The sequence below is a fragment of the Ferdinandcohnia sp. QZ13 genome (assembly GCF_031324165.1).
Lineage (GTDB): Bacteria > Bacillota > Bacilli > Bacillales > Bacillaceae_L > Ferdinandcohnia.
This window is the reverse complement of record NZ_JAVIVW010000015.1, coordinates 775,559-798,977: the sequence shown is the minus strand read 5'-3', so window position 1 is coordinate 798,977 and position 23,419 is coordinate 775,559. Positions and strand designations below refer to the sequence as shown.

Below are 23,419 nucleotides of genomic sequence, written 5' to 3'. Positions count from 1 at the left end.
AATTATTAGATAAATAATAGTAAACTCAAGGCCATTACAGCCATGCCTGCAATTAAACCGTAAATAGATAAGTGTCCACTGTCATATCGTTTTGACGCTGGAAGCAATTCATCCAGTGAGATAAACACCATAATTCCTGCCACAGCGGCAAAAATCATTCCGAACATCACATCATTTATAAATGGCATTAATATTAAGAACGCTACGATTGCGCCAATAGGTTCTGCTAAACCGGAAAGGAAAGAGAGCTTAAAGGCTCTTTTTTTATCACCTGTGGCAAAATAGACTGGAACGGCAACAGCAATGCCTTCTGGTATATTATGAATCGCTACAGCCACTGCAATGGCGATTCCAAGCCCTGGGTCTTGGAGGGCAGAGGTAAAGGTGGCTATGCCTTCAGGAAAGTTGTGAATTCCGATAGCAAGTGCGGTGAAAGTTCCCATTTTTAATAATGCTGCTTCTTCGACTTCTGATGAGGAGAGATTCATATCCTCCACTTTTTTGACCTCATGGGGATTGCTACTTGCTGGGACAAATTTATCAATTACCGCAATTAAGAGCATTCCCCCAAAGAAACCGATAACTGTCATCCAATTTCCCAATTGATCACCTAATTCAGAGGTTAAGGCAACTTTTGCTTTGAAAAAGATTTCAATCATTGACACATAAATCATCACACCTGCTGAGAAACCGAGTGTCAGGGATAGAAATTTTGTATTTGTTCTTGATGTGAACAGGGATATTAAACTACCGATACCGGTTGCAAGACCGGCAAATAAGGTTAAGCCAAAAGCGAGTAATAAATTCTCATACATCGCTTATTCTCCTCTCGAGCTGATATTTGAATGTTTTTTTGTCTACATGAATAAATGTTTCCTTTGTGCAACTTTTAAAAGTATCATATGTTCATTTTTTTATTTTGTCAATTATTTTATTTCAAAAAATTCGACATGTTCATAAGGAAATGCGAACTTTAACTCCAGTGATATAAAAAAAGACAGCTGAGTAATCAGCTGCCTTTGACTAGTCTTTATCATTTACCCTTCAGGAACGAACGTTTTACAGTCTGTTTCAGTTTGTTCTGATGCGGTTTTACCTGTGTGACTCACAACATAGATCGCATCGGCACTACATTTATTACCATTTGCCCAATAATGACAATTTTTCACTTCACATAATACGTCTTGTGCCAATTTACTACACCTCTTTCATTGGAATATGGTCTAGCATCCTTTATTTTCTCCATGTAAAGAGAGTGGATAACAAGCAACATATCCCAAGGTAGGTAGTTAATTTAGTGCTTTTTTTAATGTTTCAAGATTTTGCCTCATTAAGCTAAAATAATCTTCGTTGCTTTCAATTTCTTGTTCCGTTAGGGACTCTAAATTGTGAAGGGTTAAGCTTTCTGTACCCGTTTCTTTTTGAACCGTTTCTGCAATCTTTGATGATATATTTCGTTCGAAAAGAATATATTTAAGATTGTGCTCCTTCACTACATCAATAATATTTTTGAGTTCTTTTTGGGATGGTTCATTCGTTGGTGAGTACCCTGTGATACTAATTTGCTTGATCCCATAGCGGTCTTCCCAATAGCCATATGCAGAATGGGCTACTAGAATTTCTTTTTGTTTAGCGGCATTTGTAACTTCCGTAAAATCTGTGTTTAATGCTTCTAATTGTCCCAATAATTCTTTAAAATTTCGTTCGTACAATTCTTTATTCGAGGGATTAATTTCGGATAATGCATTTTTAATATTCTCGGCAATTTGAATGGAATAAATAGGATCTAACCAAATATGTGGGTCGATATCACCATGATTGTGTTCATCATCGTGATGGTCATCGTCTTCAGTGTGTAAAAACTCAATCCCAGTCCCCGCTTCAAATAATGCAACTTTTTCGTTTTTCAGTGTTTTTTGGGCAGTTTTAACAAAGCCCTCCACACCAACACCTGTATATATAAATGCATCTGCACCTGCAATATCCGTCATATCTCTTGGAGTTGGCTCAAATGAATGAGCATCTGCTCCTGGTGGGTATACGCTTTTCACTGAAACATCTTCACCACCAATTTTTTGTGTGAAATCTGTTAAAGGGAATACGGTAGTATAAACCGTAAGTTTACCTTCTTTATTTGTTTGATCTGCTCCGCAAGCCGAAAGTATGCTAATTAACAAAAGGAGCACAAAGTATCCGATTGTTTTATTCATATATTGTCTCCTCTCAAGTACCAAAAGGTCTCTGTTTAAGTCCTTTCATATTATATCGTAATTATTACGATTTGAGAACTAGAAACTTTTTTAGATAGATAATGTCTTTTTATTATCTCTGACTGCTTAGAAATTAATTGAACAATTGCATAAAAAGTTATTAATACAGACTGGTTTTTGATAAAATAATATGAAATAAAAGAAAAAGGTGATTAAATGTCTCAATTGGATAGTATATTAGAGTTCAACAAATCATTTGTTGAATCAAAGGAATATGAAAAATACCAGACCACAAAGCTTCCAAATAAAAGAATGGTTATCGTAACTTGTATGGATACTCGACTTATTGAGCTATTACCAAAAGCAATGAATATGAAAAATGGAGATGTAAAAATCTTAAAGGTTGCTGGTGCAGTTGTTTCACATCCATTCGGAAGTGTAATGAGAAGTATTTTAGTTGCGGTTTATGATTTAAATGCAGACGAAATTTGCATCGTTGGCCACCATGATTGCGGTATGAGTGCACTCGATGCTGATTCGATTTTACATAAAATTAAAGATCGAGGCGTTACTCAAGCAAGAATTGATACATTAAAGTATTCAGGAATTGATCTGGAAGAATGGTTTCAAGGTTTCAGTAGTGTAGAGGAAAGTGTCCGACACAGTGTTGAAATGGTTGAAAATCATCCACTTCTTCCAAAAGACGTTCCTGTTCACGGTCTCGTTATTAACCCTGAGACAGGTAAATTGGATGTAGTTATTAATGGATATAAGTAAGAGGTCATGTATTTGACCTCTTTTTGGATTATCATGTTAAACAAATTCTTTATTTGGTTAAAATGAATAATAGATGATTGTCATAAAAAAGACACAGGAATAAATGGGCTTTTGTTGTACCATGTAATTGAGGTGAAGGTTATGAGAAAAGGTCTCCTTTTTCTTTTTATAGCTGCTATTATAACGCTTGCAGCATGTAATAATGAAACGGAAACGGGAAATGCGAATAAGGAAGAGTTAACTCCTATTGCAGTTGATGTAAAAATTGATCCTGAAAAAATTAACCCAGGCGATGAAGTTACCCTCCATGCTTTTGTGACACAGGGAGAAGATAAAGTGGAGGATGCGGATGAAGTCCGATTCGAAATTGTTCAAAAGGGCAGTGAAGAAAGCGAATTTTTAGATGGGGAGCATACTTCTGGTGGAGAATATACGGCTGTTAAAACGTTCGATGCGGATGGTGTTTATTTTGTCACTGCACACGTAACAGCTAGGAGCATGCATACAATGCCAAAGGTTGAAGTCGTTATCGGCAATCCAGAAGTTAGCGATGAGCCGACGGATGAAGCAACAGAAAACAGTGATCATCATGCAGGTGAGAATCATCATGGAAGTGGCGATGTTACAATCGATTTTCCGTTAGAAGCGGAGTATTCCAAAGGGGAAGCTTCTGCATTGCAAGTATCTTTTGAACAATCAGGAACTCCATTGACTGAAGCAAGGGTTCGATTTGAAGTTTGGAAGACAGGTGCTGAAAAGCATGATTTTATAGATGCCAACGAAATAAAAGAGGGCGTTTATCAGTCTGATTATACATTTGCTGAAACTGGGAATTACAATATTCAAGTACATGTTGAAAAGGGAGAAATCCACGAACATCTTGAAAAAGCAACAAATGTTAAATAAAGAAAGGAAGGCTAGCATCAATGGTGATGCTTACCTTCCTTTTTTTCTGGAACAAAATCAATTCCACCTGGGTGAAGGGGATGACATTTTAACAATCGTTTTATGGTTAACCAGCCACCTTTAATTGCACCGAAGCGCTTGATTGCTTCAAGTCCATATTGCGAACATGTCGGATAAAAACGACAGGTGGGTGGTTTTAATGGAGATATAAATTTTTGATAGAAACGAATGATTCCTATAAATAACGCTTGAAGCAATTTTTTCTACTTCCCTTATCGTTTTTTAGTATTTATACTATACTATATGTAATGGATAAAAGCATCTTATACGTCTAATCCTAATTAAACAGATGAAAAAAATCGGAATTAGCGTTATGATAGAAATAAAGAAGAAAGAGGGAGTGGAAGAACATGCCATCAGTAGAAAGCTTTGAACTAGACCATAATGCTGTAAAAGCACCATATGTAAGACACTGTGGTGTCCATAAAGTTGGGACAGATGGAGTCGTAAATAAATTTGATATTCGTTTTTGTCAGCCAAATAAACAAGCAATGAAGCCAGACGTTATTCATACACTTGAGCATTTATTAGCTTTTAATCTTCGTGAGCATTGTGAGAAATATGACCATTTTGATATTATTGATATTTCTCCAATGGGTTGCCAAACAGGCTATTACTTAGTTGTTAGTGGGGAGCCTACTGTTTCTGAAATTATTGATTTACTTGAAGCAACCATGCAAAGTGCATTAGAAATTACAGAAATTCCAGCCGCAAATGAAACTCAATGTGGGCAAGCAAAACTTCATGACTTAGAAGGTGCAAAGCGCCTTATGCGTTTTTGGCTATCACAATCAAAAGAAGACCTTCATAAAGTATTCGGATAATAAAAAAGACCTCAGCCATAGTGGCTGAGGTTTTATAGTGTTGGTGGAATACGATATTTCGTTCCTTGCTCAAAGGAATAGGCTAATTTAATCAATAAGGGTTCCGAAAATGCAGTTCCGGTGAACGTAATTCCGACTGGTTCACCTTCAGGTGTATATCCAGCAGGAACTGTAATCGATGGATAACCAGCTTTAGCTGGGATTCCAGCTCCAACATTATTAGGAAATACGATTGCATCCAATTGATGCTCTTTTAAAACATAATCAATACCATTGTCCGTGGAATGAAAATGATCATTTTCAAGTGCCTCAAGATACTCTTTTTCTCTCAACGTTCCACTCGTCTTTTCTGCCTCTTCTAAAATAATTTGGCCGTATTTTAGCATTTTTTCTTCATTTTCCTTATTATATTTGATAAGGTCTGCTAAATTTCGGACTTTTATGGATGGGTCTAATCGACGTAAATAAGCGTTAAGGTCAACCTTAAATTCGTAAGTTAACACATCGTAGCTCCACTTATTCTTGCTAGATGGAATTTTTACATCATCTACGACAGTTGCCCCTAGTTCTTCAAGTTTCTTAACGGCTTTATCCATAACTGTCCGTTTTTCTTCGCTAAGGTAGTCAAAATATACCTCTCTTGCGATACCGATCCGTGCACCTTTTAAACCGTCGACATCTAAATATTCTGTGAAATTAGTAGAAGGCACCACTCTACTTGTATAAGTAATTGGGTCACGGTCATCTATTTCAGCAATGACAGATAAAAGGTAAGCAGCATCTTTCACTGTACGAGCCATTGGACCTGCTGTATCCTGTGTATGGGCAATTGGAATAATACCTGCACGACTTACTAATCCCACTGTAGGCTTAATACCCACAAGTGAGTTTTGACTAGATGGACTTAAAATTGAGCCTGATGTTTCTGTACCAACTGCTACAACTGCAAAATTTGCAGCAATGGCTGAACCTGAACCCGCGCTAGAACCACCAACATCAAATGTACCTGGTCCATAAGGGTTTAATGTTTGACCACCGCGTGAACTATAGCCACTAGGCATTCCTTCTGTCATGAAATTCGCCCATTCTGTCATATTGGTTTTGCCTAATATAATTGCACCAGCTTCTCTTAAAAGATAAGCAACATATGAATCTTCAGGAGCATATGATTCTGCTAAGGCAAGTGAGCCGGCTGATGTGTGCATCTTATCATACGTATCTAAATTATCTTTAAGCAAAACAGGAATACCATGAAGCGGGCCACGGGGACCGATTTCTTTTCGTTCAGCATCTAACATCATTGCGATATGAAGGGCGTCAGGGTTAATCTCAATAATTGACTTTAACTTTGAATCATGGCTTGAAATTCTATGTAAATACATGAGTACCAATTGTTTGGCAGTAAGTTCTTCTTTTTCATATTTTTCTTGAATGGAATCAATTGTAGCCTCAATTAACCAATCATTAGCTAATTCTTGAAGGATTTTATTTTCCATCTGAATTCTCCTCATTTTCAAGATGATTTAAATGTGGATTCTCTTCTAAGTCATCGACTGTGTGCTTGTACTGATATGCTTTTGATGTTGTACTAACAGCTAAAAATAAGACTACAAACACAATAATGATTGAAACAATAATTACTGTAAGCATGTCACATAGCAACCCCCTCTTTTTTTCTCCTTTCATTTTAACATGGTACGGAGGATGAAGGTATTGATATTCATTTTAAAATAGGCAAAGCATGAAATTTATTAAAAAACAATCGAAAAATTTATGTTTCACCGTGTTATAAAGGGGGTATGTTAACAAATAAGGAGGAGATTTTTAATGTCAACACAATTAATCGAAATCGTAAATAAGCAAGTTGCAAACTGGAGTGTACTTTACACGAAGCTACATAATTACCATTGGTATGTAAAGGGACCTCAATTCTTTACCTTACATGTAAAATTTGAAGAGTTGTATAATGAGGCTGCTGTTCACATAGACGAATTAGCTGAACGACTTCTTGCAATTAGTGGACAACCTGTAGCAACCATGAAGGAAATCCTTGAAATATCTTCTATCCAGGAAGCAAACGGAAATGAAAATGCGGAAGAAATGGTTGCAAGCATTTCAAATGATTTTTCCATTCTAACCGGGGAGTTAAAAGAAGGTATGAAGGTAGCTGCAGATGTAGATGATGAAACAACTGGTGATATGCTGCTTGCGATTCACCAAGCTCTTGAAAAGCATATTTGGATGCTTCAATCCTTCCTAGGAAAATAAAAAAAGAACATGCCCTTCTTTCTTGTCGAAAGAAGGGTTTTATATTATTTTTAAATATAAAGGGGAGGAGAAAGTATGATCGATTTACGAAGTGATACCGTTACAAAACCAACAGCCGAAATGAGAAAAGCAGCATACGAAGCTGAGGTTGGTGATGATGTTTATCAGGAAGATCCAACAGTGAAGGAGCTTGAACAAACAGCTGCTGAAATGCTTGGGAAAGAGGCTGCTATGTTTGTAACAAGCGGGACACAAGGAAATCAAATTGCGGTGCTAACTCACACTAGAAGAGGGAATGAAATTATCGTCGAGCAGGAATCCCATATTTTTAATTACGAAGGGGCTGCCATTTCTGCATTTGCTGGGGTACAACCTCGTACGATTAAGGGAAATAGAGGAGCTATGGACCCAGTGGAAGTGGAGGCAGCTATTCAAGCAGAGGATGTGCATAACCCTGAAACGGGGTTGATTTGTATTGAAAATACTCATAACCGCGCGGGTGGGGCAGTCATCCCACTTGGAAATATGGACGCCATTTATAAAGTTGCATCGGCAAATCATATTCCTGTTCATTTGGACGGTGCACGCTTATTCAATGCAGCGGTGGCACTAGGTTGTCCTGTAAAGGATATTGCTCAATATACAGATTCTGTACAATTTTGTTTGTCAAAAGGACTAGGTGCTCCAGTTGGCTCGATCATTGCTGGCAGTGAGGATTTTATAAACCAAGCAAGAAAGTGGAGGAAACGCCTCGGTGGTGGATTAAGACAGGTTGGAATTATTGCAGCACCAGGACTTGTTGCACTCCGGACAATGGTTGAACGCCTTGCAATCGATCATGAGAACGCTTCGTTTTTAGCGCAAGGACTCAGCAATATTAGCGGCATGAACGTTGTTAACCAGGTTGATACTAATATTATCTTAGTAGAAGTAAGTGAAAGAGAATTAACCTCAAGTCAATTTGCTGCATTACTAAAAGATCATGGCGTATTAGTTTCAACATTTGGACCTAAACTCGTACGATTCACGACACATTACGATGTAAATCGAGAGTCAATTGAAAAAGCTTTACAGATTGTTAGTAAACTTTAATACCGATTACTTTAAAGGATTGCTCGTTAGCGGACAATCCTTTTTTTAAGGTGTTTCGAGCTTATGTTGCTAGAAAGAAAATAAAGCCAATAGAATTCAATTATCGTCGATAGAATTCAATTAACCCCGATAGAAATAAAATAACGTTGATAGAATTAAATTATCGCTGATAGACTCAAACTAATGGATATTCCTCAGTTCATCCACCGTCATCATTTTTGACTGACCGATTCCATCACGGGCCATTTTCGCTTTTAGGTTTTCAATCATATAAAAACCGACTAAATTACGCAATTCTTGGTCGGTTAAATCACTTAAAAGGTCAATTAGATCTTCGCGCGCAAATTGTTCAAGTACGGAGAAAGCGATGATGTCTGCATCTTCTTCATCCCCCGTTAATTTATTTCGATACATTTCATAAATTTCATCAATGATTTTCATATCTGTTTCCCCTTTATCTGTTTTTTAGAGGGTTTCTTGGAAATTAGTATATGGGGGAACCAAACAAAAGATACTCATGTATTGAAAATAGGCAATAAAACAGTTTCCGGCTAAGTGCATATTTTTCAAACCAGAGGAAAAAGCTAAAATAACGGAATGACATTGTTAGGAGTGAACATGTTGGAACAACAGCCAAGGAAAACCTATTATATCTCTGTTGGAAGTGGAGAAATTTCTCAAGTCAAGTCTGGTTCTACATGGGAGTATAAAATTGAAGCAACCGACGAAGAAGTTCGTCAGTTGAGAAACCTTTTTGATGCAAACTATTCGAATGAGGTTGAAAACTTTTTACGTGCACATGTGCCTTTTGTTGAATATCATTATGATTCTTCCAATGACAAATATGACTCTAATATGCTACAGGTTTATCAAATCATCTATCAGTTGGGAGACCAGGAGGCCAGGAACTTCATTGAATCAGAAGGGATCCTAGATATCTTACGAACAATTGATTAAGCCACTTCTACATGAAGCGGCTTGTTTTTATGTTATCATAATAAAAAAGGCTCATTTCTAAAAGATTGTTGCTTTTAAAACATATGGTGATTTCCACTCCTGGTACTCGCTTACCGCGGGCGATCCGCAAGCCTCCTTGCTTCACTGCGGGGTCTCGCTTGGTTTGCTATTCCCGTAGGACGTTGAGTTTGCTTCCTTGAAGCTGCACCGCACGAAGAAAATGCATGCATTTTCGAGCATCTCGTACCATCCACTGAAATCACAGGATGCCCAATAATTCCTATGTTCCTTTGCACAATCATTTCTAATAACAACAAAGTTTACGAAAACAGCCAAAAAACCAACAATAATGGAGACTAAACAAAATGATTGTTTTTCATGATATGTATCATAATGAAGTGAATTTATCGTTTACACCGGATCCTTTTTCTACTCACCCTAAACATGTTTGGGTAATCTGTCGTTATGATGGCCATTGGCTATTGACCGACCATTCGGAACGTGGGCTTGAATTTCCAGGTGGTAAGGTAGAAGAGGGGGAAAAACCGGAAGCTGCTGCTATACGAGAGGTAATGGAGGAGACGGGAGCAGAGGTTTCAGAACTTGCATACATCGGTCAATATAAGGTTATTGGAAAAGGAAAAACGATTATTAAAAATATATATTTTGCTGAAATTGAAAGGCTCCTTGAGAAGAAGGATTATTTTGAAACGAAAGGTCCTGTTCTGTTAAAGGAAATTCCTTTGGATACGGTTAGGTCAGATCGTCGCTATAGCTTTATCATGAAGGATGATGTGCTCACGCATAGCATGGACTATGTAGAAAAATACATAAAAACGAAGAAAGCTCTCTAGCAATCAACTAGAAGAGCTTTTTATTTGGAGTCTTTTATTAATTTTTTTTCAAGGTACTCGACGCCTTGGTACATGAGTGTCGCACAGATTGCGATTAATAATAAGCTTAGGAAGATCAATGTGAAATTGAACACCTGGAATCCATAGATAATGAGATAGCCTAATCCCTGCTTTGAGACAAGAAACTCCCCAACGATGACCCCAACCCATGATAATCCAACATTTACCTTTAATGTTGAGATAATTGCCGGGAAAGACGAGGGAAGTATGACATTGCGGAAGATTTGTTTCCGATTCGCTCCAAACGTTAACAAGACTTTAATATAGTTATAATCCACTTCTTTAAACGAGGTGTAGACGACAATCGTGGTGATAATGATGGATATAATTGCTCCCATTGCGATGATTGAAATATAACCTGTTCCTAATGCCACAATTAAGATCGGACCAAGCGCAACCTTTGGCATTGCATTGAGAACAACCAAATATGGATCAAGAATGTTTGATAGACGTTCAGACCACCATAAAAGTGCCGCAATCAAAGCTCCTAAGAGGGTTCCTAAAATAAACCCAAGAACGGTTTCAAACAATGTCACCGCAAGATTATTAAACAATGTTCCATCATTCATTTTCTCTAAAAAGAGAATCCAAATTTTAGATGGTCGACTAAAGATTAAAGGGTCGATCCAATGATATCGACTTGCAATCTCCCATATACCGAAAAAGACGAGAAAAATTAGGGCTTGATAAAAACGAACCACCTTTTTCTCTTTTTGAATGTTCTGTAAGAAATGATTATGGAGTTCTTTAATGTTGAGATGTTGTTTCAAGTTTATCTAACTCCTCCCATATTTGCTGAAAAATGTTCGAATATTCTGGGTGCTGTCTTGCATCAAATGGAGTCTCATTTCGTAGGTTTTCTGGGATATCAAATACTCTTGCAATTTTTCCTGGACTCTTCGATAGGAGATAAATTCGGTCACTCATAGCAATGGCTTCTCCGATATCATGTGTGACTAGGACGGCTGTTTTGCGATATTCCTTGAGTGTATCAGAAACGAGATCTTCTAATTTTAGCTTTGTTTGAAAATCTAATGCGGAGAATGGTTCATCAAGTAGGAGTATTTTTGGATTTGTCGCCAAGGTTCGAACCAAAGCAGCTCTTTGTCTCATTCCACCTGAAAGCTGGTTTGGATACGACTTTTCAACCCCTTTCAACCCAATTTCTTCAAGTAGTGCTAATGTGTTTTTTCTTGATTGATCGGTTTCTTGATTCATAATTTGAAGCCCTACAAGAATGTTCTCCTCAATCGTCTTCCACGGAAACAAGTAATCCTGCTGTAACATATATCCAATATCAGACTTTGCCTTTTCAATCGTCTTTCCTTCAATTAAAACCTCCCCGAATGTTGGTTTTAATAATCCAGCGATAATGGAGAGTAATGTTGTTTTACCACACCCACTTGGGCCGAGGAGGGAGATGAACTCCCCTTCCTCGATTGTGAGCGAAATGTCTTCGAGTGCAGTCGTTGTAGAATCCTTTGTAAAATAAACATGGTGTAGATCTTTTACTGACAAAAAGTTCATAGTAACACTCCTATTTTGAGATGACTTTTTCGGCAATACTTGTGTTCACAAGTGTGTCATAATCAATTCTCTTTGGTAATTCACCTGCTTCATCCATGATGTCCTGCAAATTATTCCACGCTTCTTCCGATAGGACAGGGTTTGTTGCATAAGAGCCTTGATTCTTATAACGTTCAATAGAGGATGTGATTAAATCCATAGGTGTATCTGGAAAGAATTCTTGAACGGATTTTGCAATTTCTTCTGGACTATGTGAATCTACCCATTGCTGCGCTTTGTAGACTGCGCGTGTGAATTTTTCAACAGCATCGCCATTCTCATCCATAAAGCTTTGCTTTGTCATAAATGTTGTATAGGGCACCTTCCCAGATTCTTCACCGAAGGAAGCAACAATATATCCACGCCCCTCTTTTTCAAACAAACTAGCAGTCGGTTCAAATAATTGGACAAAGTCACCTGTACCTGATGCAAAAGCGCTAGAAATGTTTGCAAAGTCAATGTTTTGTATTAAATTTAAATCGCCATGTGGATCAATATCATTCTTCTTTAAGACAAATTCCCCAACCATTTGTGGCATTCCGCCTTTACGTTGACCAAGGAATGTACTATCTTTAATTTGGTCCCAGCTAAAGTTTTCAATATCTTCTCTTGCCATTAAAAACGTACCGTCCGTTTGTGTAAGAGCTGCAAAGTTAATAACAGGGTCGGTTGAGCCTTGTGCTTCTACATAAATAGATGTTTCCGAACCAACTAAGGCAACATCAGCACCGCCAGAAATTAGCGCTGTCATGGTTTTATCGCCACCTGGAACGGTTGTTAATTCAATTTCTAGACCTTCTTCTTCAAAAAATCCTTCTGAAATGGCTACATACTGAGGTGCGTAAAACACAGAACGCGTTACCTCGGCAATTCGGATTTTTTGAACCTGGTCATTATTACAAGCGGCTAATGGAATAATAAGCAATAATGCAAAAAGGCTAGCAAAAAAACGACGCATGTCTTCATTCCTCCTTGACAGATGTTCTGTCTGCTTAAGTACTATCTAAGATAGATTATGAAACGTGATAAAAATGTGTGAATGCCTATTTTTTCTTTTTATTGAGGAGGGTTTATAAAATTTTTTTCAAAAATAATGTGGTAGAGAGGATGGATAAAATGGTGGATGGCACAATTATTGAAAAGCAAAAATTTCCGTCTCCTAGCCCTAAAATTAATCTTTATTTAATAACATATTTGAGTAAAGGATTGAAAATAAAAGGGTATCTTGCTGAACCAAAGGAAGAAGGGGTTTATGACGGATTTTTATATTTGCGTGGCGGAATTAAAAATGTAGGGAAGGTTCGAATTGGTCGGATTATTCAATTTGCCTCAGAGGGTTTTGTGGTGATGGCACCTTTTTATCGTGGAAATCAAGGGGGAGAGGGGAACGAGGATTTTGCAGGACATGATCGATATGACGCATTTTCTGCGGTTAAAGTGTTGGAAGAACATGAAAAAGTGAATCCGACTCGAATCCATGTTTTTGGTTTCTCACGTGGAGGTGTGATGGCCCTACTCACGGCAATTCATCACCCACAAATTTGTTCGATTGTTTCATGGGGAGGCGTAAGTGATTTAAGTCTTACATATGTAGAACGAAATGATTTGCGACGAATGCTGAAGCGGGTAATTGGAGGTACACCTACAAAATACCCGGAACGTTATAAGTGGAGAACGCCTTTGTATGAAATTGAAAAGCTTGAAGCCCCATTACTTATTATCCATGGTGAAAAAGATGAAAATGTTTCTGTCGAACACGCATATCGACTTGAAAAAAGAGTAAGAGAGTTAGGAAAACAGGTAGAAAGCTGGTATTTTCCACAATACGATCATTATTTTCCGCCGCATGAAAATAGGGAAACGGTGAGAAGATTAACGGAGTGGATGAAAACAAGGGAGCCCAAAACCCAAAAGCTCGAGGGGTGATTTTCCTCGAGCTTTTAAACATTGAAATTATATTCTAGGTCCACCCAATAATTCAATTTCCTTTGCAACATTAGGGAACTTTTTGAAGTTTTCTTTGAATTTAATAGCTAATTCTTTGGCCTTTACATAGTACGTACTTTGGTCTGCCCATGTTTTTGCAGGTTGTAGTACATCATCAGGAACACCAGGAATGTGAATTGGAATTTCTAAACCGAAAATATCATTTTTCACGGTTTCCGCATGAGTAAGTTCACCCTCTAACGCAGCTTGAACCATTGCACGCGTATATGAGAGTTTCATGCGACTGCCTACTCCATACTCTCCACCTGTCCACCCAGTATTCACTAAAAATACCTGAACATTGTGCTCGTCAATTTTTCTTCCAAGCATCTCAGCATACTCAGTTGCCGCAAGTGGAAGGAAAGGAGATCCAAAGCAAGTTGAGAATGTGGCTTCAGGTGCTGTCACTCCTCGCTCTGTTCCTGCAAGCTTACTTGTATAACCACTTAGGAAATGGTACATGGCCTGTTCTTTTGTTAGCTTACTAATTGGAGGAAGCACGCCGAAAGCATCTGCCGTTAGAAATACAATGGTATTTGGATGTCCTGCAATGCTAGGTACAATAATATTATCGATATTATCGATTTGGTAGGCAGCTCTTGTATTTTCCGTCAATGAATTGTCATCATAGTCAGCTATTCTTGATTCTTCATCAACAACCACATTTTCTAAAACTGAGCCAAAACGAATCGCATCAAAAATTTGCGGTTCCTTTTCACGTGAAAGATTGATGCATTTCGCATAGCAGCCACCTTCAATATTAAACACTCCAGAGCTAGACCAACCGTGCTCGTCATCTCCAATAAGTCGACGGTTTGGATCTGCCGATAGAGTTGTTTTTCCTGTTCCGGATAGACCAAAGAAAAGCGCAACGTCCCCTTCTTGACCTACATTAGCAGAACAGTGCATGGAAAGTATGTTTTGCTCAGGCAATACATAGTTCATCACCGAGAAAATTGATTTTTTAATTTCACCAGCATACTCTGTTCCTCCTATTAAAACCGTTCGTTTTTCAAAGGAAATAATGATGAAGGTTTCAGAACGTGTACCATCGACTTCAGGATCTGCCTTGAAATTAGGTGCACTAATAACTGTGAATTCAGGTTGATGTGTTTTTAAGTCTTCTTCAGTTGATCGAACAAACAATTGTTGGGAAAAAAGATTATGCCATGCATATTCGTTTATCACTTGGATTGGCATACGCACTTTTTTATCAGCACCTGCATACCCATTGAATACAAAAATTTCATCTTTTTCTTTCAAATATGAAAGCACCTTTGTGTAAAGGTTTTCAAATGCAGCTTCAGAAATTGGCTTATTCACCTTGCCCCAGTCAATTCTATCTTTCGTAGATGTTTCTTCCACGATGTATTTGTCTTCTGGTGATCTTCCTGTATATTTCCCAGTTGTTGCACACACAGCCCCAGTCGAAGTAAGAATTCCTTCTTGTCTAGCAAGTACTTTCTCAACTAAAATAGGAACAGATAGGTTTTGATGTACATTTTTTCCATTCACTAATGCTACTAGCTGCTCATTTGAAACTTCAACTGAATTCATGTAAAACCATCCTTTACCTTTTTTTATATAATCGAAATTTACAATTAGTATAACACATTAACGAAAATAGTCTATACTATTTACGTATTTTACGTAACATATCTATAAAAAGTGCGTACAGAATCAAAAATAGTCCGATATAATTCATGTGTTTGGATATATATCTTTTTCTTTAAAAAATTTGCCCCATTTTGATCGTTTTTTTTTCCGAATTTGGTTGACACGAAAAGGATGACTACGTTATGATAATTCATTGAACGGATACTCTCTTATCCCGAGCTGGCGGAGGGACAGGCCCGATGAAACCCGGCAACCATCACTTTTTACATATCAAGCGAGTTTTTTAGAATCCTATATATATGTAGGTTTCCATTGATAAAGGTGATAAGGTGCTAACCTGAGCAAGGTATGTCCTTGATCGATAAGAGTGAAAGGCGAGATAAATGATAATACCTTTCCTCAAAAAAGTAGGGAAGGTTTTTTATTTCTTTAATAAGAACTATGTTACTTATAGCGGTTATATGTGTTCACCACAGATAACTAGTCTACATATGCTGTATTAATGGTTGTTAATATAGGATAGAAAATCGTGAAGGTAACAATACTAAGGGAATGAGTACCGTATCAATGAATGTCAGAATTTGAGGATAACTTGATTCTGAATCCGAAAAAGGAGGAAGCGTTTGTGACAACTAGACGCCGTTTATTTACTTCTGAGTCTGTTACGGAAGGACATCCAGATAAAATCTGTGACCAAATTTCAGATTCTATTTTAGATGCCATTTTAGCAAATGATGCAAATGCACGCGTAGCGTGTGAAACTTCTGTTACAACAGGTCTTGTACTTGTTGCGGGAGAAATTACAACCTCTACATATGTAGATATCCCAAAGATTGTCCGTGAAACGATTAAAGAGATTGGTTATACCCGTGCAAAATACGGATTTGACTATGAAACTTGTGCTGTCTTAACATCAATCGATGAGCAATCTCCAGACATTGCGATGGGGGTTGATCAAGCATTAGAGGCTCGTGAAGGTCAAATGACAGACGAGCAAATCGAAGCAATTGGTGCAGGGGATCAAGGCTTAATGTTTGGTTATGCATGTAATGAAACAAAGGAGTTAATGCCTTTACCAATTTCGTTAGCTCATAAGCTTTCACGCCGTTTAACAAAAGTTCGTAAGGATGAGATTCTTCCATATTTACGTCCAGATGGTAAAACTCAGGTTACCGTTGAGTATGATGAGAATAATAATCCTGTCCGTATCGACACCATTGTTATTTCAACTCAACACCATCCGGAAATTACATTGGAACAAATTCAGCGAAATCTTAAAGAACATGTGATCAATCCAGTTGTTCCAAGTGAACTAATTGATGAAAATACGAAATACTTTATTAACCCAACTGGCCGCTTTGTAATTGGTGGTCCTCAAGGGGATGCTGGCTTAACAGGTCGCAAAATTATTGTTGATACGTATGGTGGTTATGCACGCCATGGCGGTGGTGCATTCTCAGGTAAGGATCCAACTAAGGTTGACCGTTCTGCTGCATATGCTGCACGTTATGTTGCGAAAAACCTCGTGGCAGCAGGATTAGCGGATAAGTGTGAAGTTCAGCTTGCGTACGCAATCGGTGTTGCTCAGCCAGTTTCTATTTCTGTTGATACTTTCGGTACAGGAACTGTATCTGAGGATGTTCTTGTAGAATTGGTTCGCAATAATTTTGATTTGCGTCCAGCGGGTATTATTAAAATGTTGGATCTTCGTCGTCCAATTTATAAACAAACAGCTGCATATGGTCACTTTGGTAGAAACGATCTTGATTTACCATGGGAGCGTACTGATAAAGCAGAAACTCTAAAGACACAAGCTGCAAAATAAGATAGAAAAGCTCGCCGATTTGGCGAGCTTTTTGTGTTCGCCCAGCATGGGCGAACTCTAACGGGTGAAAGTCCCGAGTGCGACCTTGTAGCGGTAAGCACATAGCTAAAAGCAAGGGTGTCCATGGAGACGTGGAATCTGAAGGAAGCTCACGGCAAACCTCCGGTCTGACGAACAGAAACCATATAGGAGGCAACGTATGAGGATAAGACTGCACAAGAAGTTAAAGTCCAATAGCTACAGTAATCATACGGTGTAAATATGGCAGATAGATGGAGGGAAAGAGTTCGTACCTTAACTGGGGAGGTCTCACTAAGCTATACCAAAATCTTATAGAGATATAAGACTGGATGGTGAGAAGTCAGCAGAAGCCGTAGTAGTGAAGATGTCTAATGAAAGTTAGAAGGAGCGAAGGGCTGAACAATTTTATCGTTATAGAAATCTCAATTGGAAGAGGAAATAGACCACTGGCACATCGCGACAAAGTGGATACCGCCTTCACGAGACAGAAAGGAAATAACAAGCATGTATGAAGGAAAACTACTTGATAAAATCCTAAACAGGGATAATCTTAACCTGGCATTCAAGCAGGTGGAAAAGAATAAGGGTGCAGCTGGTATAGATGGAATGACTGTAGATGAATTGGGGGCATATATGGCATTAAATAAGGATGAAATCATCTTACAAATTCGCCAAAGAAAATATCAACCCTCTCCCGTATTAAGAGTGGAGATTCCTAAACCAAATGGCGGAGTTAGACTTTTAGGAATACCAACGGTCAAAGACAGGGTCATTCAACAAGCAATTGCACAAGTACTTACACCTATATTTGATAGGCAATTTAGTGAATATAGTTATGGATTCAGACCAAGACGGTATGCAGAGATGGCTATATTACAAGCTCTAGAATTTCTAAATGAGGGTCATGATTGGATTGTAGATATTGACCTAGAACGTTTCTTCGACACGGTCAATCACGATAGACTAATGAATCTTGTATCAAAAACAGTAGATGATGGTGACGTCATTTCTCTCATTCGTAAGTTTTTAGTGAGTGGGGTACAAATAGATGAAGATTATGAAGAAACAGTTATAGGAACTCCGCAAGGAGGAAACTTATCACCCTTACTCAGCAATATCATGCTTAATGAATTGGATATGGAACTTGAAAGACGAGGTCTCCGTTTCGTCAGATATGCGGACGACTGCATTATTATGGTCAAAAGCGAGATGGCTGCGAGACGAGTGATGAGGTCAGTGACAAGGTTTATAGAAGAGAAGCTAGGCTTGATTGTTAATGCCAGTAAAACGAAAGTAACAAGGCCAAATGACCCCTCCATGAAATTTCTAGGATTCGGTTTCTTCAAAGATTATCAAATGGATTTGTACAAAGCAAAACCACATCAAAAGTCAGTAGAAAACTTCAAGTTTAAGTTGAAACAATTAACACGGAAAAACTGGAGTGTTGATACGAAGTATCAGGTTGAAAGAGTCAACCAAGTAATACGAGGATGGATAAACTATTTCAAAATTGGTTATATGAAAAAGCTGTTGGGAACAATAGATTCCCACACAAGAGTTAGACTACGGATGTGTATTTGGAAGAAATGGAAAACAGCCAAAAACCGTAGAAAGAATTTAATTAAACTGGGAATGAACAAATATAATGCTTATAAATATAGCCACACCAGTAAAGGAATAGTACGTATCGCTTACTCATGGGTACTTACCACAACAATAACGAATAAGAGATTAGCCCAATTTGGACTAATCTCATGCGTGGAACATTATAACAAAGTACATGCTTAGTATAAAATTGAACCGCCGTATACGGAACCGTACGTACGGTGGTGTGAGAGGACGGCACGAAAGTGCCTCCTACTCGATTCGTACTTATTTTTCTGTATTTAGCTCCAGGCGCTTTTCTTTTTGTAATTGTTTATAATGCTGTCCTTTTTCAACATATTCACGACGAATTCTAGCCATGTCTTTTTTATCCACTTCGTTTAATTCACGAATCACCTTAGCGGGTCTTCCAAAGGCGAGTGTGTTGGGCGGAATTTTCTTACCTTGTGGAACGAGGCTCCCAGCACCAATAAAAGCACCTTCACCAATTTCAGCACCATCAAGAATAATCGAACCCATTCCAATGAGAGCATTTTTACGAATAATCGAGCTATGTAAGATAACCTGATGCCCAATTGTGACATCATCTTCAACGATTAAGGGATTGTTGGGGCTTTGATGCAAAGTCGAATTGTCCTGGATGCTCACTCTTTTTCCGATAACTGTTGGTGCTACATCACCTCGAATCACAGTATTAAACCATATATTTGTTTCATCACCAATTTTAACGTCACCGGTAACTGTTGCATAGTCCGCAATGAATGCAGATTCCGCAATTTCAGGATATTTCCCTTTGTATGGATAAATCATAATAGGTACCCCCAGTTAATTGTTTGATATTCGCTGTAATATCATTTAATGTTAGTGTATCAACTTTCACAAGTATCGTAAATCGACATATATTCAATCTATCTAAAATTTGAGGTGATATCTTTGGTACCAACACAACCAATAAGTTTAATGAAGAAAGTGTATCGTGAGGTATTTCCAATTGTACATCGTGAATTAGCTATTTGGAAAAAGAAAGCTGAGGAGATTCCAAATGAGGAGCTTCGGAAGCAGGCTTTGGCTAGCATTCATTCAAAAACATTTCACTGTGAAGGTGGATCCATCCTCGCCTTATTAGCAGAAGGAAAAATGGAGGAATGCATCCGTTTTATCGTAGCTTATCAAACAATTAGTGACTATCTGGATAATCTATGTGATCGAAGTACCTCATTAGACCCTGTCGATTTTCGTTCGCTCCATGATTCCATGCCAGATGCATTGCGACCAGGGCAACCAACAAAAAATTATTATCAGTATCGCGATGAGCAGGATGATGGTGGCTATTTAGAAAGCCTAGTCTTAACTTGTCAGGATGTTCTTCAAAACATCAACCATTATGATAAAATAGATACTTTTTTACAGGAATTAGCAGCCTATTATTGTGATCTGCAAATACATAAACATGTAAAAGTAGAAGAGCGTGTCCCAAGGCTTGAGAACTGGTTTAAAAGCCATCAAGATCAACTTCCACGTATGGAATGGTATGAATTTTCAGCGTGCTCAGGGTCAACACTAGGCATTTTTTGTTTAGTGGCTTATGCGTTTCATGAGGAATTCAACCAGGAAATTGCAGTTAAAGTTAGAAATGGATATTTTCCTTATATACAAGGGCTCCACATCCTTCTTGATTATTTCATTGACCAAGAAGAGGATCGTCAAGGTGGGGACTTGAATTTTTGTTTTTACTATCCACATGAAAATGAACTTGTGGCTCGTCTTAAGCATTTTATTAATGAAGCGGACAAGCATACAGCAGGATTACCAAATGAAAAATTCCATCGAATGATTAATCGAGGATTATTGGGCCTCTATTTGTCAGATGAAAAGGTTCGAACACAGCGAAGTGTTTTAAAAATTGCAAAGAAAATCATTAGACTTGGTGGGAAGACATCGTTTTTCTTTTACATGAATGGACGGGCTTACCGTAGATTTCAACAAGTAATTGGATAAAAAAAGATAGAGCGGTGGAGCTCTATCTTAATTTTTATAAGTAAAACTTTGGGCATAACATTTCAGACTGACTTGAAAACGCTTGTCAGACAAGGCGCGCAGTCGATTGAAGACGCGAATAGAAGTTGCCTTCATGAGCGGACGAGAGAGGCAAGCAACGAAGAATGCGAGCGTTTGTCAACAGTCTGGGCTCTATCTTTTTTCAATACCGATAATAAAAGGCGGATTATTCATTTGATTCATAAAACGATACATTAATACATGAGCGCGTTGTTGGTCAAGTGTTGAACAGTATTCCAGAAGGCGATCTCGCTCGACAGCTCCTTCATCATGACCGTGATACACCACAAGGACAATAATACCCTCAGGCTTCATAAGAGATAATAATTGCTCTATCGCTTCAATCGTAGAATCTGGCTTTGTGACAATTTTCTTATTTCCACCGGGTAAATATCCTAAATTAAAAACGGCACCAGCAATTTTCCCGTGGGCTTCTGTCGGTATTGTCGTTAAAAGTTGATTATGGCTTTTATGAAACAAGCTTACACGATTGAGTAATTCTTGCTCTTTCAGTCGGGAAGTTGTACTTTCGATTGCTTCTCTTTGAATATCGAAGCCAAAAACATGTCCACTATCACCAACTAAGGACGCTAGCATAGCGGTGTCATGTCCATTTCCAATCGTTGCATCAACGGCATAATCTCCTTCGTTAATAGCAAGATTGAGTACTTTCCGGGCGAACGGAAGAATTCGATCTAATTTCATACGCTTTCCGCCACCTTTTGATAATATTTACCTTGATAGCTGTCACGACGATTTAATTCAGCATCAATTGTATTAAGAACCTCCCATTTGTTAACGCTCCACATTGGTCCTACCATTAAATCAATTGGACCATCCCCTGTTATGCGATGAACAATCATTTCTGGGGGTAAAATTTCAAGTTGGTCACAAACTAATTGTACATATTTATCAAAAGAGAGGAATTCCAAAAGTCCTTTTTCATATTGTTTGACCATCGGGGTTCCTTTTAATAAATGAAGCAAATGAATTTTTATTCCTTGTACATCGAGTTTCGCAACCTCCCTAGCCGTATCCATCATCATCTCTGGAGACTCCTGTGGAAGTCCATTAATAATATGGGAGCATATTCGAATATTGTGCTTGCGAAGTTTATTGACCCCGTCAACATAGCATTTAAAGTCGTGAGCACGATTAATAAGCTGGGCTGTTTTTTCATGAACGGTCTGTAGCCCAAGTTCAACCCAAAGATAAGTCCGTTCATTTAGCTCTGCTAAATATTCAACAACATCATCTGGAAGACAATCAGGTCTTGTTGCAATCGAAATGCCGACAACCCCTTCTTGATTTAAAACTGGCTCGAAACGTTCACGTAATACTTCTACAGGTGCGTGAGTATTTGTGAAGGCTTGGAAATACGCCATGTATTTACCGTCCTTCCATTTTTCATGCATTCTATTTTTTATTGTATGGAACTGTGTGAGGATATCATCTGCACGGTTTCCAGCAAAATCACCTGATCCTGCGACACTACAAAACGTACAGCCACCATGTGCCACTGTACCATCTCGATTAGGGCAATCAAACCCTCCATCAAGCGCTACTTTAAATACCTTGTGTCCAAATGTATTTCGTAAGTGATAATTCCATGTATGATATCGTTTATTATCTGTTGAATATGGAAATGGGTTAACCTGAGGCATTTGTTTGCCACTCCTAACTAAGAAAAAATTCCTATAATCAAATACACCTTGCGTCAGCTTAACTGGCAAATTAACACCCATGAGGGCTAGTGCAGTTTCATGCAGAAAAGCTTCTACTTAAAATTGCATGTCTCCCCCGAAGGCTTTAACTTTTTCAGCAAAATAGAGGCTTCTGCAGAATTAAGTTAATATTAGCATGCAGTCTTTTAAGAACTCAAATGGAAAATTCAAAAGCTCAAAGACTAAGAACGTCACATCCTGTGGCAACGTCTTTGTTACCCACGTCATGTGGGCCTCATAAATTGGTAATAATTTTTCTGAGAGAAGAAATCAAGGATGAACACACTATAAAGGAGAAAGCTTTCGTTTTTCTCATTTTGGAATTAGGAGGGGGAAGTATGGCTACTCGACAATCTGTTGAGGCATTTTTGCAGCGCTGTGAGGATTCTCTTCGTAATGCCCAAGAACAAATCAACACTGCTAGAAGACAAGAAGCTTATAATGCAACGGAGTATACCTACGCACAAATGCAATTGGAGGATGTCACAAACGAATTGGCAAAGCTTGCACAAAGCTGTAATGAGCAGCAACGGGAGCAATTGCATCGAATGAGACTACAATTGCAGCAACTCCAAAATGATATGACTTTGGATGCGAATATCATTCAAGAGTATAAATAGGGGATGAAGATATCAATGAAAAAGCGTTCAGACCAAAACAATCCTGAGCAAAAGACGAAAAATGGTAGAAATAGCAATGATGTAGAATTTGGACAGGATTTTGACCCTGTGAAAAAATCAAAGCAAAATTACCTTAAAAAAGGGCAACCGATAAAATCAAAGCAACGCCCTGAATAAATGTTGAACCGACAAGTGTTTTTGCTTGTCGGTTCTTATCGTTAGTCCTTATCTCACTTACTAATCAGTAATCTACCGTTACTCTGTTCTTGCGTACCAGGGTCGTGTTGAACTACCCCATCATGTACCGCAACAAGGCTCTTGCGGTACATGCATACCCAAAATTCGCCCAAGCATGTACCGTGAGTTCGTTCTTGCGTAGCATGCTCATG

27 protein-coding genes and 1 riboswitch are annotated in these 23,419 nt (G+C 38.3%); of the genes, 13 read left to right on the top strand and 14 right to left on the bottom strand.

The genetic code is table 11. The features are described from left to right. Positions 1-5: 5 nt before the first annotated feature. The 3 genes from zupT to RGU12_RS17600 form a co-directional block, all read right to left on the bottom strand. Positions 6-815: a zinc transporter ZupT gene (gene zupT, locus RGU12_RS17610; RefSeq protein ID WP_309537213.1), complete on the bottom strand. Its 810-nt coding sequence runs from the start codon at positions 813-815 to the stop codon at positions 6-8. A gap of 222 nt (positions 816-1,037) precedes the next feature. Beyond that, positions 1,038-1,193, bottom strand: coding sequence for a DUF1540 domain-containing protein (locus RGU12_RS17605; protein ID WP_116351852.1), 156 nt, complete (start codon positions 1,191-1,193; stop codon positions 1,038-1,040). A 96-nt stretch (positions 1,194-1,289) separates the two neighbouring features. Then, positions 1,290-2,210, bottom strand: a complete 921-nt coding sequence (locus tag RGU12_RS17600; RefSeq protein ID WP_309537212.1) for a metal ABC transporter substrate-binding protein — start codon at positions 2,208-2,210, stop codon at positions 1,290-1,292. 216 nt (positions 2,211-2,426) lie between these two features. On the opposite strand from RGU12_RS17600, the gene RGU12_RS17595 reads away from it, so the two are divergent. Both RGU12_RS17595 and RGU12_RS17590 read left to right on the top strand, forming a co-directional pair. Then, a complete protein-coding gene (locus tag RGU12_RS17595) occupies positions 2,427-2,987 on the top strand; it encodes a beta-class carbonic anhydrase (protein ID WP_309537211.1) in 561 nt (186 codons plus the stop codon). A gap of 141 nt (positions 2,988-3,128) precedes the next feature. Next, on the top strand, positions 3,129-3,893 hold the full coding sequence (locus tag RGU12_RS17590) for a FixH family protein (RefSeq protein ID WP_309537210.1): 765 nt from the start codon (positions 3,129-3,131) through the stop codon (positions 3,891-3,893). Positions 3,894-3,910: 17 nt separating this feature from the next. Here RGU12_RS17590 and yidD read toward each other — a convergent pair whose 3' ends face one another. Further along, entirely contained in the window at positions 3,911-4,150 is a 240-nt protein-coding gene (gene yidD / locus RGU12_RS17585; RefSeq protein WP_116351848.1) for a membrane protein insertion efficiency factor YidD, read from the bottom strand. A 153-nt stretch (positions 4,151-4,303) separates the two neighbouring features. Between yidD and RGU12_RS17580 the strand changes: the two genes are divergently transcribed. Next, the gene (locus tag RGU12_RS17580; protein WP_116351847.1) at positions 4,304-4,777 is read left to right on the top strand and encodes an S-ribosylhomocysteine lyase; all 474 of its coding nucleotides are present in this window, start codon (positions 4,304-4,306) and stop codon (positions 4,775-4,777) included. 32 nt (positions 4,778-4,809) lie between these two features. On the opposite strand, the gene RGU12_RS17575 is transcribed toward RGU12_RS17580, so the two are convergent. Both RGU12_RS17575 and ytzI read right to left on the bottom strand, forming a co-directional pair. Beyond that, on the bottom strand, positions 4,810-6,273 hold the full coding sequence (locus RGU12_RS17575) for an amidase family protein (RefSeq protein WP_309537209.1): 1,464 nt from the start codon (positions 6,271-6,273) through the stop codon (positions 4,810-4,812). Next, positions 6,263-6,427, bottom strand: coding sequence for a YtzI protein (ytzI, locus tag RGU12_RS17570; protein ID WP_309537208.1), 165 nt, complete (start codon positions 6,425-6,427; stop codon positions 6,263-6,265). Before ytzI ends, RGU12_RS17575 begins: the two co-directional genes overlap by 11 nt. Before the next feature lie 177 nt (positions 6,428-6,604). On the opposite strand from ytzI, the gene RGU12_RS17565 reads away from it, so the two are divergent. Beyond that, positions 6,605-7,045, top strand: a complete 441-nt coding sequence (locus RGU12_RS17565; protein WP_309537207.1) for a Dps family protein — start codon at positions 6,605-6,607, stop codon at positions 7,043-7,045. A gap of 75 nt (positions 7,046-7,120) precedes the next feature. After that, positions 7,121-8,137, top strand: coding sequence for a low-specificity L-threonine aldolase (gene ltaE / locus RGU12_RS17560; RefSeq protein WP_309537206.1), 1,017 nt, complete (start codon positions 7,121-7,123; stop codon positions 8,135-8,137). Between the two features lie 180 nt (positions 8,138-8,317). Here the strand turns inward: ltaE and RGU12_RS17555 are convergent, their stop codons facing one another. Continuing rightward, positions 8,318-8,578: a DUF6154 family protein gene (locus RGU12_RS17555; protein ID WP_116351842.1), complete on the bottom strand. Its 261-nt coding sequence runs from the start codon at positions 8,576-8,578 to the stop codon at positions 8,318-8,320. A 177-nt stretch (positions 8,579-8,755) separates the two neighbouring features. Between RGU12_RS17555 and RGU12_RS17550 the strand changes: the two genes are divergently transcribed. Then, positions 8,756-9,094: a hydrolase gene (locus tag RGU12_RS17550; RefSeq protein WP_116351841.1), complete on the top strand. Its 339-nt coding sequence runs from the start codon at positions 8,756-8,758 to the stop codon at positions 9,092-9,094. Positions 9,095-9,459: 365 nt separating this feature from the next. Next, a complete protein-coding gene (gene ytkD, locus RGU12_RS17545) occupies positions 9,460-9,948 on the top strand; it encodes an RNA deprotection pyrophosphohydrolase (RefSeq protein ID WP_309537205.1) in 489 nt (162 codons plus the stop codon). A 20-nt stretch (positions 9,949-9,968) separates the two neighbouring features. On the opposite strand, the gene RGU12_RS17540 is transcribed toward ytkD, so the two are convergent. The 3 genes from RGU12_RS17540 to RGU12_RS17530 are packed head-to-tail and all read right to left on the bottom strand — an operon-like array spanning position 9,969 to position 12,532. Next, positions 9,969-10,778 (bottom strand): ABC transporter permease, encoded by an 810-nt coding sequence (locus RGU12_RS17540; RefSeq protein ID WP_309537204.1) that lies wholly within the window; start codon positions 10,776-10,778, stop codon positions 9,969-9,971. Next, positions 10,756-11,535 carry an ABC transporter ATP-binding protein gene (locus RGU12_RS17535; protein WP_309537203.1) on the bottom strand — a complete coding sequence of 260 codons (780 nt, stop codon included), beginning with the start codon at positions 11,533-11,535 and terminating at the stop codon, positions 10,756-10,758. Before RGU12_RS17535 ends, RGU12_RS17540 begins: the two co-directional genes overlap by 23 nt. 10 nt (positions 11,536-11,545) lie before the next feature. After that, positions 11,546-12,532, bottom strand: a complete 987-nt coding sequence (locus tag RGU12_RS17530; RefSeq protein WP_309537202.1) for an ABC transporter substrate-binding protein — start codon at positions 12,530-12,532, stop codon at positions 11,546-11,548. Positions 12,533-12,690: 158 nt separating this feature from the next. On the opposite strand from RGU12_RS17530, the gene RGU12_RS17525 reads away from it, so the two are divergent. Further along, on the top strand, positions 12,691-13,500 hold the full coding sequence (locus RGU12_RS17525) for an alpha/beta hydrolase family protein (protein WP_309538280.1): 810 nt from the start codon (positions 12,691-12,693) through the stop codon (positions 13,498-13,500). Between the two features lie 27 nt (positions 13,501-13,527). On the opposite strand, the gene pckA is transcribed toward RGU12_RS17525, so the two are convergent. Further along, positions 13,528-15,117, bottom strand: coding sequence for a phosphoenolpyruvate carboxykinase (ATP) (gene pckA, locus RGU12_RS17520; RefSeq protein ID WP_309537201.1), 1,590 nt, complete (start codon positions 15,115-15,117; stop codon positions 13,528-13,530). Positions 15,118-15,383: 266 nt separating this feature from the next. After that, positions 15,384-15,545: riboswitch (SAM riboswitch) on the top strand. A 257-nt stretch (positions 15,546-15,802) separates the two neighbouring features. On the opposite strand from pckA, the gene metK reads away from it, so the two are divergent. Together metK and ltrA are read left to right on the top strand one after the other, a co-directional pair. Continuing rightward, a complete protein-coding gene (gene metK / locus RGU12_RS17515) occupies positions 15,803-17,002 on the top strand; it encodes a methionine adenosyltransferase (RefSeq protein WP_116351835.1) in 1,200 nt (399 codons plus the stop codon). A 525-nt stretch (positions 17,003-17,527) separates the two neighbouring features. Next, positions 17,528-18,811 carry a group II intron reverse transcriptase/maturase gene (ltrA, locus tag RGU12_RS17510; protein ID WP_309534225.1) on the top strand — a complete coding sequence of 428 codons (1,284 nt, stop codon included), beginning with the start codon at positions 17,528-17,530 and terminating at the stop codon, positions 18,809-18,811. 84 nt (positions 18,812-18,895) lie between these two features. Here ltrA and RGU12_RS17505 read toward each other — a convergent pair whose 3' ends face one another. After that, positions 18,896-19,438, bottom strand: a complete 543-nt coding sequence (locus RGU12_RS17505; protein ID WP_309537200.1) for a gamma carbonic anhydrase — start codon at positions 19,436-19,438, stop codon at positions 18,896-18,898. Positions 19,439-19,588: 150 nt separating this feature from the next. On the opposite strand from RGU12_RS17505, the gene tbcS reads away from it, so the two are divergent. Beyond that, positions 19,589-20,626, top strand: coding sequence for a tetraprenyl-beta-curcumene synthase (gene tbcS / locus RGU12_RS17500; RefSeq protein ID WP_309538279.1), 1,038 nt, complete (start codon positions 19,589-19,591; stop codon positions 20,624-20,626). A gap of 192 nt (positions 20,627-20,818) precedes the next feature. On the opposite strand, the gene mnmM is transcribed toward tbcS, so the two are convergent. Both mnmM and mnmL read right to left on the bottom strand, forming a co-directional pair. Continuing rightward, positions 20,819-21,391, bottom strand: coding sequence for a tRNA 5-(aminomethyl)-2-thiouridylate-methyltransferase MnmM (gene mnmM, locus RGU12_RS17495; RefSeq protein WP_309537199.1), 573 nt, complete (start codon positions 21,389-21,391; stop codon positions 20,819-20,821). Further along, on the bottom strand, positions 21,388-22,350 hold the full coding sequence (gene mnmL, locus RGU12_RS17490) for a tRNA modification radical SAM protein MnmL/YtqA (protein ID WP_309537198.1): 963 nt from the start codon (positions 22,348-22,350) through the stop codon (positions 21,388-21,390). The genes mnmM and mnmL overlap by 4 nt, the downstream gene beginning before the upstream one ends. Positions 22,351-22,748: 398 nt before the next feature. Between mnmL and RGU12_RS17485 the strand changes: the two genes are divergently transcribed. Then, positions 22,749-23,030 (top strand): YtzC family protein, encoded by a 282-nt coding sequence (locus RGU12_RS17485; RefSeq protein WP_309537197.1) that lies wholly within the window; start codon positions 22,749-22,751, stop codon positions 23,028-23,030. A 15-nt stretch (positions 23,031-23,045) separates the two neighbouring features. Then, a complete protein-coding gene (locus RGU12_RS17480; protein ID WP_116351830.1) occupies positions 23,046-23,207 on the top strand; it encodes a glycogen biosynthesis protein GlgD in 162 nt (53 codons plus the stop codon). Positions 23,208-23,419: the final 212 nt, after the last annotated feature.

What these genes read in the sequence shown, in the direction of transcription:
- RGU12_RS17525 (WP_309538280.1), top strand. Translation starts at nt 12,691, where the DNA reads ATGGTGGATGGCACAATTATTGAAAAGCAAAAATTTCCGTCTCCTAGC.
- RGU12_RS17580 (WP_116351847.1), top strand. Translation starts at nt 4,304, where the DNA reads ATGCCATCAGTAGAAAGCTTTGAACTAGACCATAATGCTGTAAAAGCA.
- mnmM (WP_309537199.1), bottom strand. Translation starts at nt 21,391, where the DNA reads ATGAAATTAGATCGAATTCTTCCGTTCGCCCGGAAAGTACTCAATCTT.
- RGU12_RS17565 (WP_309537207.1), top strand. Translation starts at nt 6,605, where the DNA reads ATGTCAACACAATTAATCGAAATCGTAAATAAGCAAGTTGCAAACTGG.
- tbcS (WP_309538279.1), top strand. Translation starts at nt 19,589, where the DNA reads ATGAAGAAAGTGTATCGTGAGGTATTTCCAATTGTACATCGTGAATTA.
- RGU12_RS17485 (WP_309537197.1), top strand. Translation starts at nt 22,749, where the DNA reads ATGGCTACTCGACAATCTGTTGAGGCATTTTTGCAGCGCTGTGAGGAT.
- RGU12_RS17595 (WP_309537211.1), top strand. Translation starts at nt 2,427, where the DNA reads ATGTCTCAATTGGATAGTATATTAGAGTTCAACAAATCATTTGTTGAA.
- RGU12_RS17505 (WP_309537200.1), bottom strand. Translation starts at nt 19,438, where the DNA reads ATGATTTATCCATACAAAGGGAAATATCCTGAAATTGCGGAATCTGCA.
- ytzI (WP_309537208.1), bottom strand. Translation starts at nt 6,427, where the DNA reads ATGCTTACAGTAATTATTGTTTCAATCATTATTGTGTTTGTAGTCTTA.
- RGU12_RS17530 (WP_309537202.1), bottom strand. Translation starts at nt 12,532, where the DNA reads ATGCGTCGTTTTTTTGCTAGCCTTTTTGCATTATTGCTTATTATTCCA.
- RGU12_RS17555 (WP_116351842.1), bottom strand. Translation starts at nt 8,578, where the DNA reads ATGAAAATCATTGATGAAATTTATGAAATGTATCGAAATAAATTAACG.
- RGU12_RS17600 (WP_309537212.1), bottom strand. Translation starts at nt 2,210, where the DNA reads ATGAATAAAACAATCGGATACTTTGTGCTCCTTTTGTTAATTAGCATA.
- mnmL (WP_309537198.1), bottom strand. Translation starts at nt 22,350, where the DNA reads ATGCCTCAGGTTAACCCATTTCCATATTCAACAGATAATAAACGATAT.
- ytkD (WP_309537205.1), top strand. Translation starts at nt 9,460, where the DNA reads ATGATTGTTTTTCATGATATGTATCATAATGAAGTGAATTTATCGTTT.
- RGU12_RS17550 (WP_116351841.1), top strand. Translation starts at nt 8,756, where the DNA reads ATGTTGGAACAACAGCCAAGGAAAACCTATTATATCTCTGTTGGAAGT.
- RGU12_RS17575 (WP_309537209.1), bottom strand. Translation starts at nt 6,273, where the DNA reads ATGGAAAATAAAATCCTTCAAGAATTAGCTAATGATTGGTTAATTGAG.
- RGU12_RS17590 (WP_309537210.1), top strand. Translation starts at nt 3,129, where the DNA reads ATGAGAAAAGGTCTCCTTTTTCTTTTTATAGCTGCTATTATAACGCTT.
- ltrA (WP_309534225.1), top strand. Translation starts at nt 17,528, where the DNA reads ATGTATGAAGGAAAACTACTTGATAAAATCCTAAACAGGGATAATCTT.
- ltaE (WP_309537206.1), top strand. Translation starts at nt 7,121, where the DNA reads ATGATCGATTTACGAAGTGATACCGTTACAAAACCAACAGCCGAAATG.
- RGU12_RS17535 (WP_309537203.1), bottom strand. Translation starts at nt 11,535, where the DNA reads ATGAACTTTTTGTCAGTAAAAGATCTACACCATGTTTATTTTACAAAG.
- zupT (WP_309537213.1), bottom strand. Translation starts at nt 815, where the DNA reads ATGTATGAGAATTTATTACTCGCTTTTGGCTTAACCTTATTTGCCGGT.
- pckA (WP_309537201.1), bottom strand. Translation starts at nt 15,117, where the DNA reads ATGAATTCAGTTGAAGTTTCAAATGAGCAGCTAGTAGCATTAGTGAAT.
- RGU12_RS17480 (WP_116351830.1), top strand. Translation starts at nt 23,046, where the DNA reads ATGAAAAAGCGTTCAGACCAAAACAATCCTGAGCAAAAGACGAAAAAT.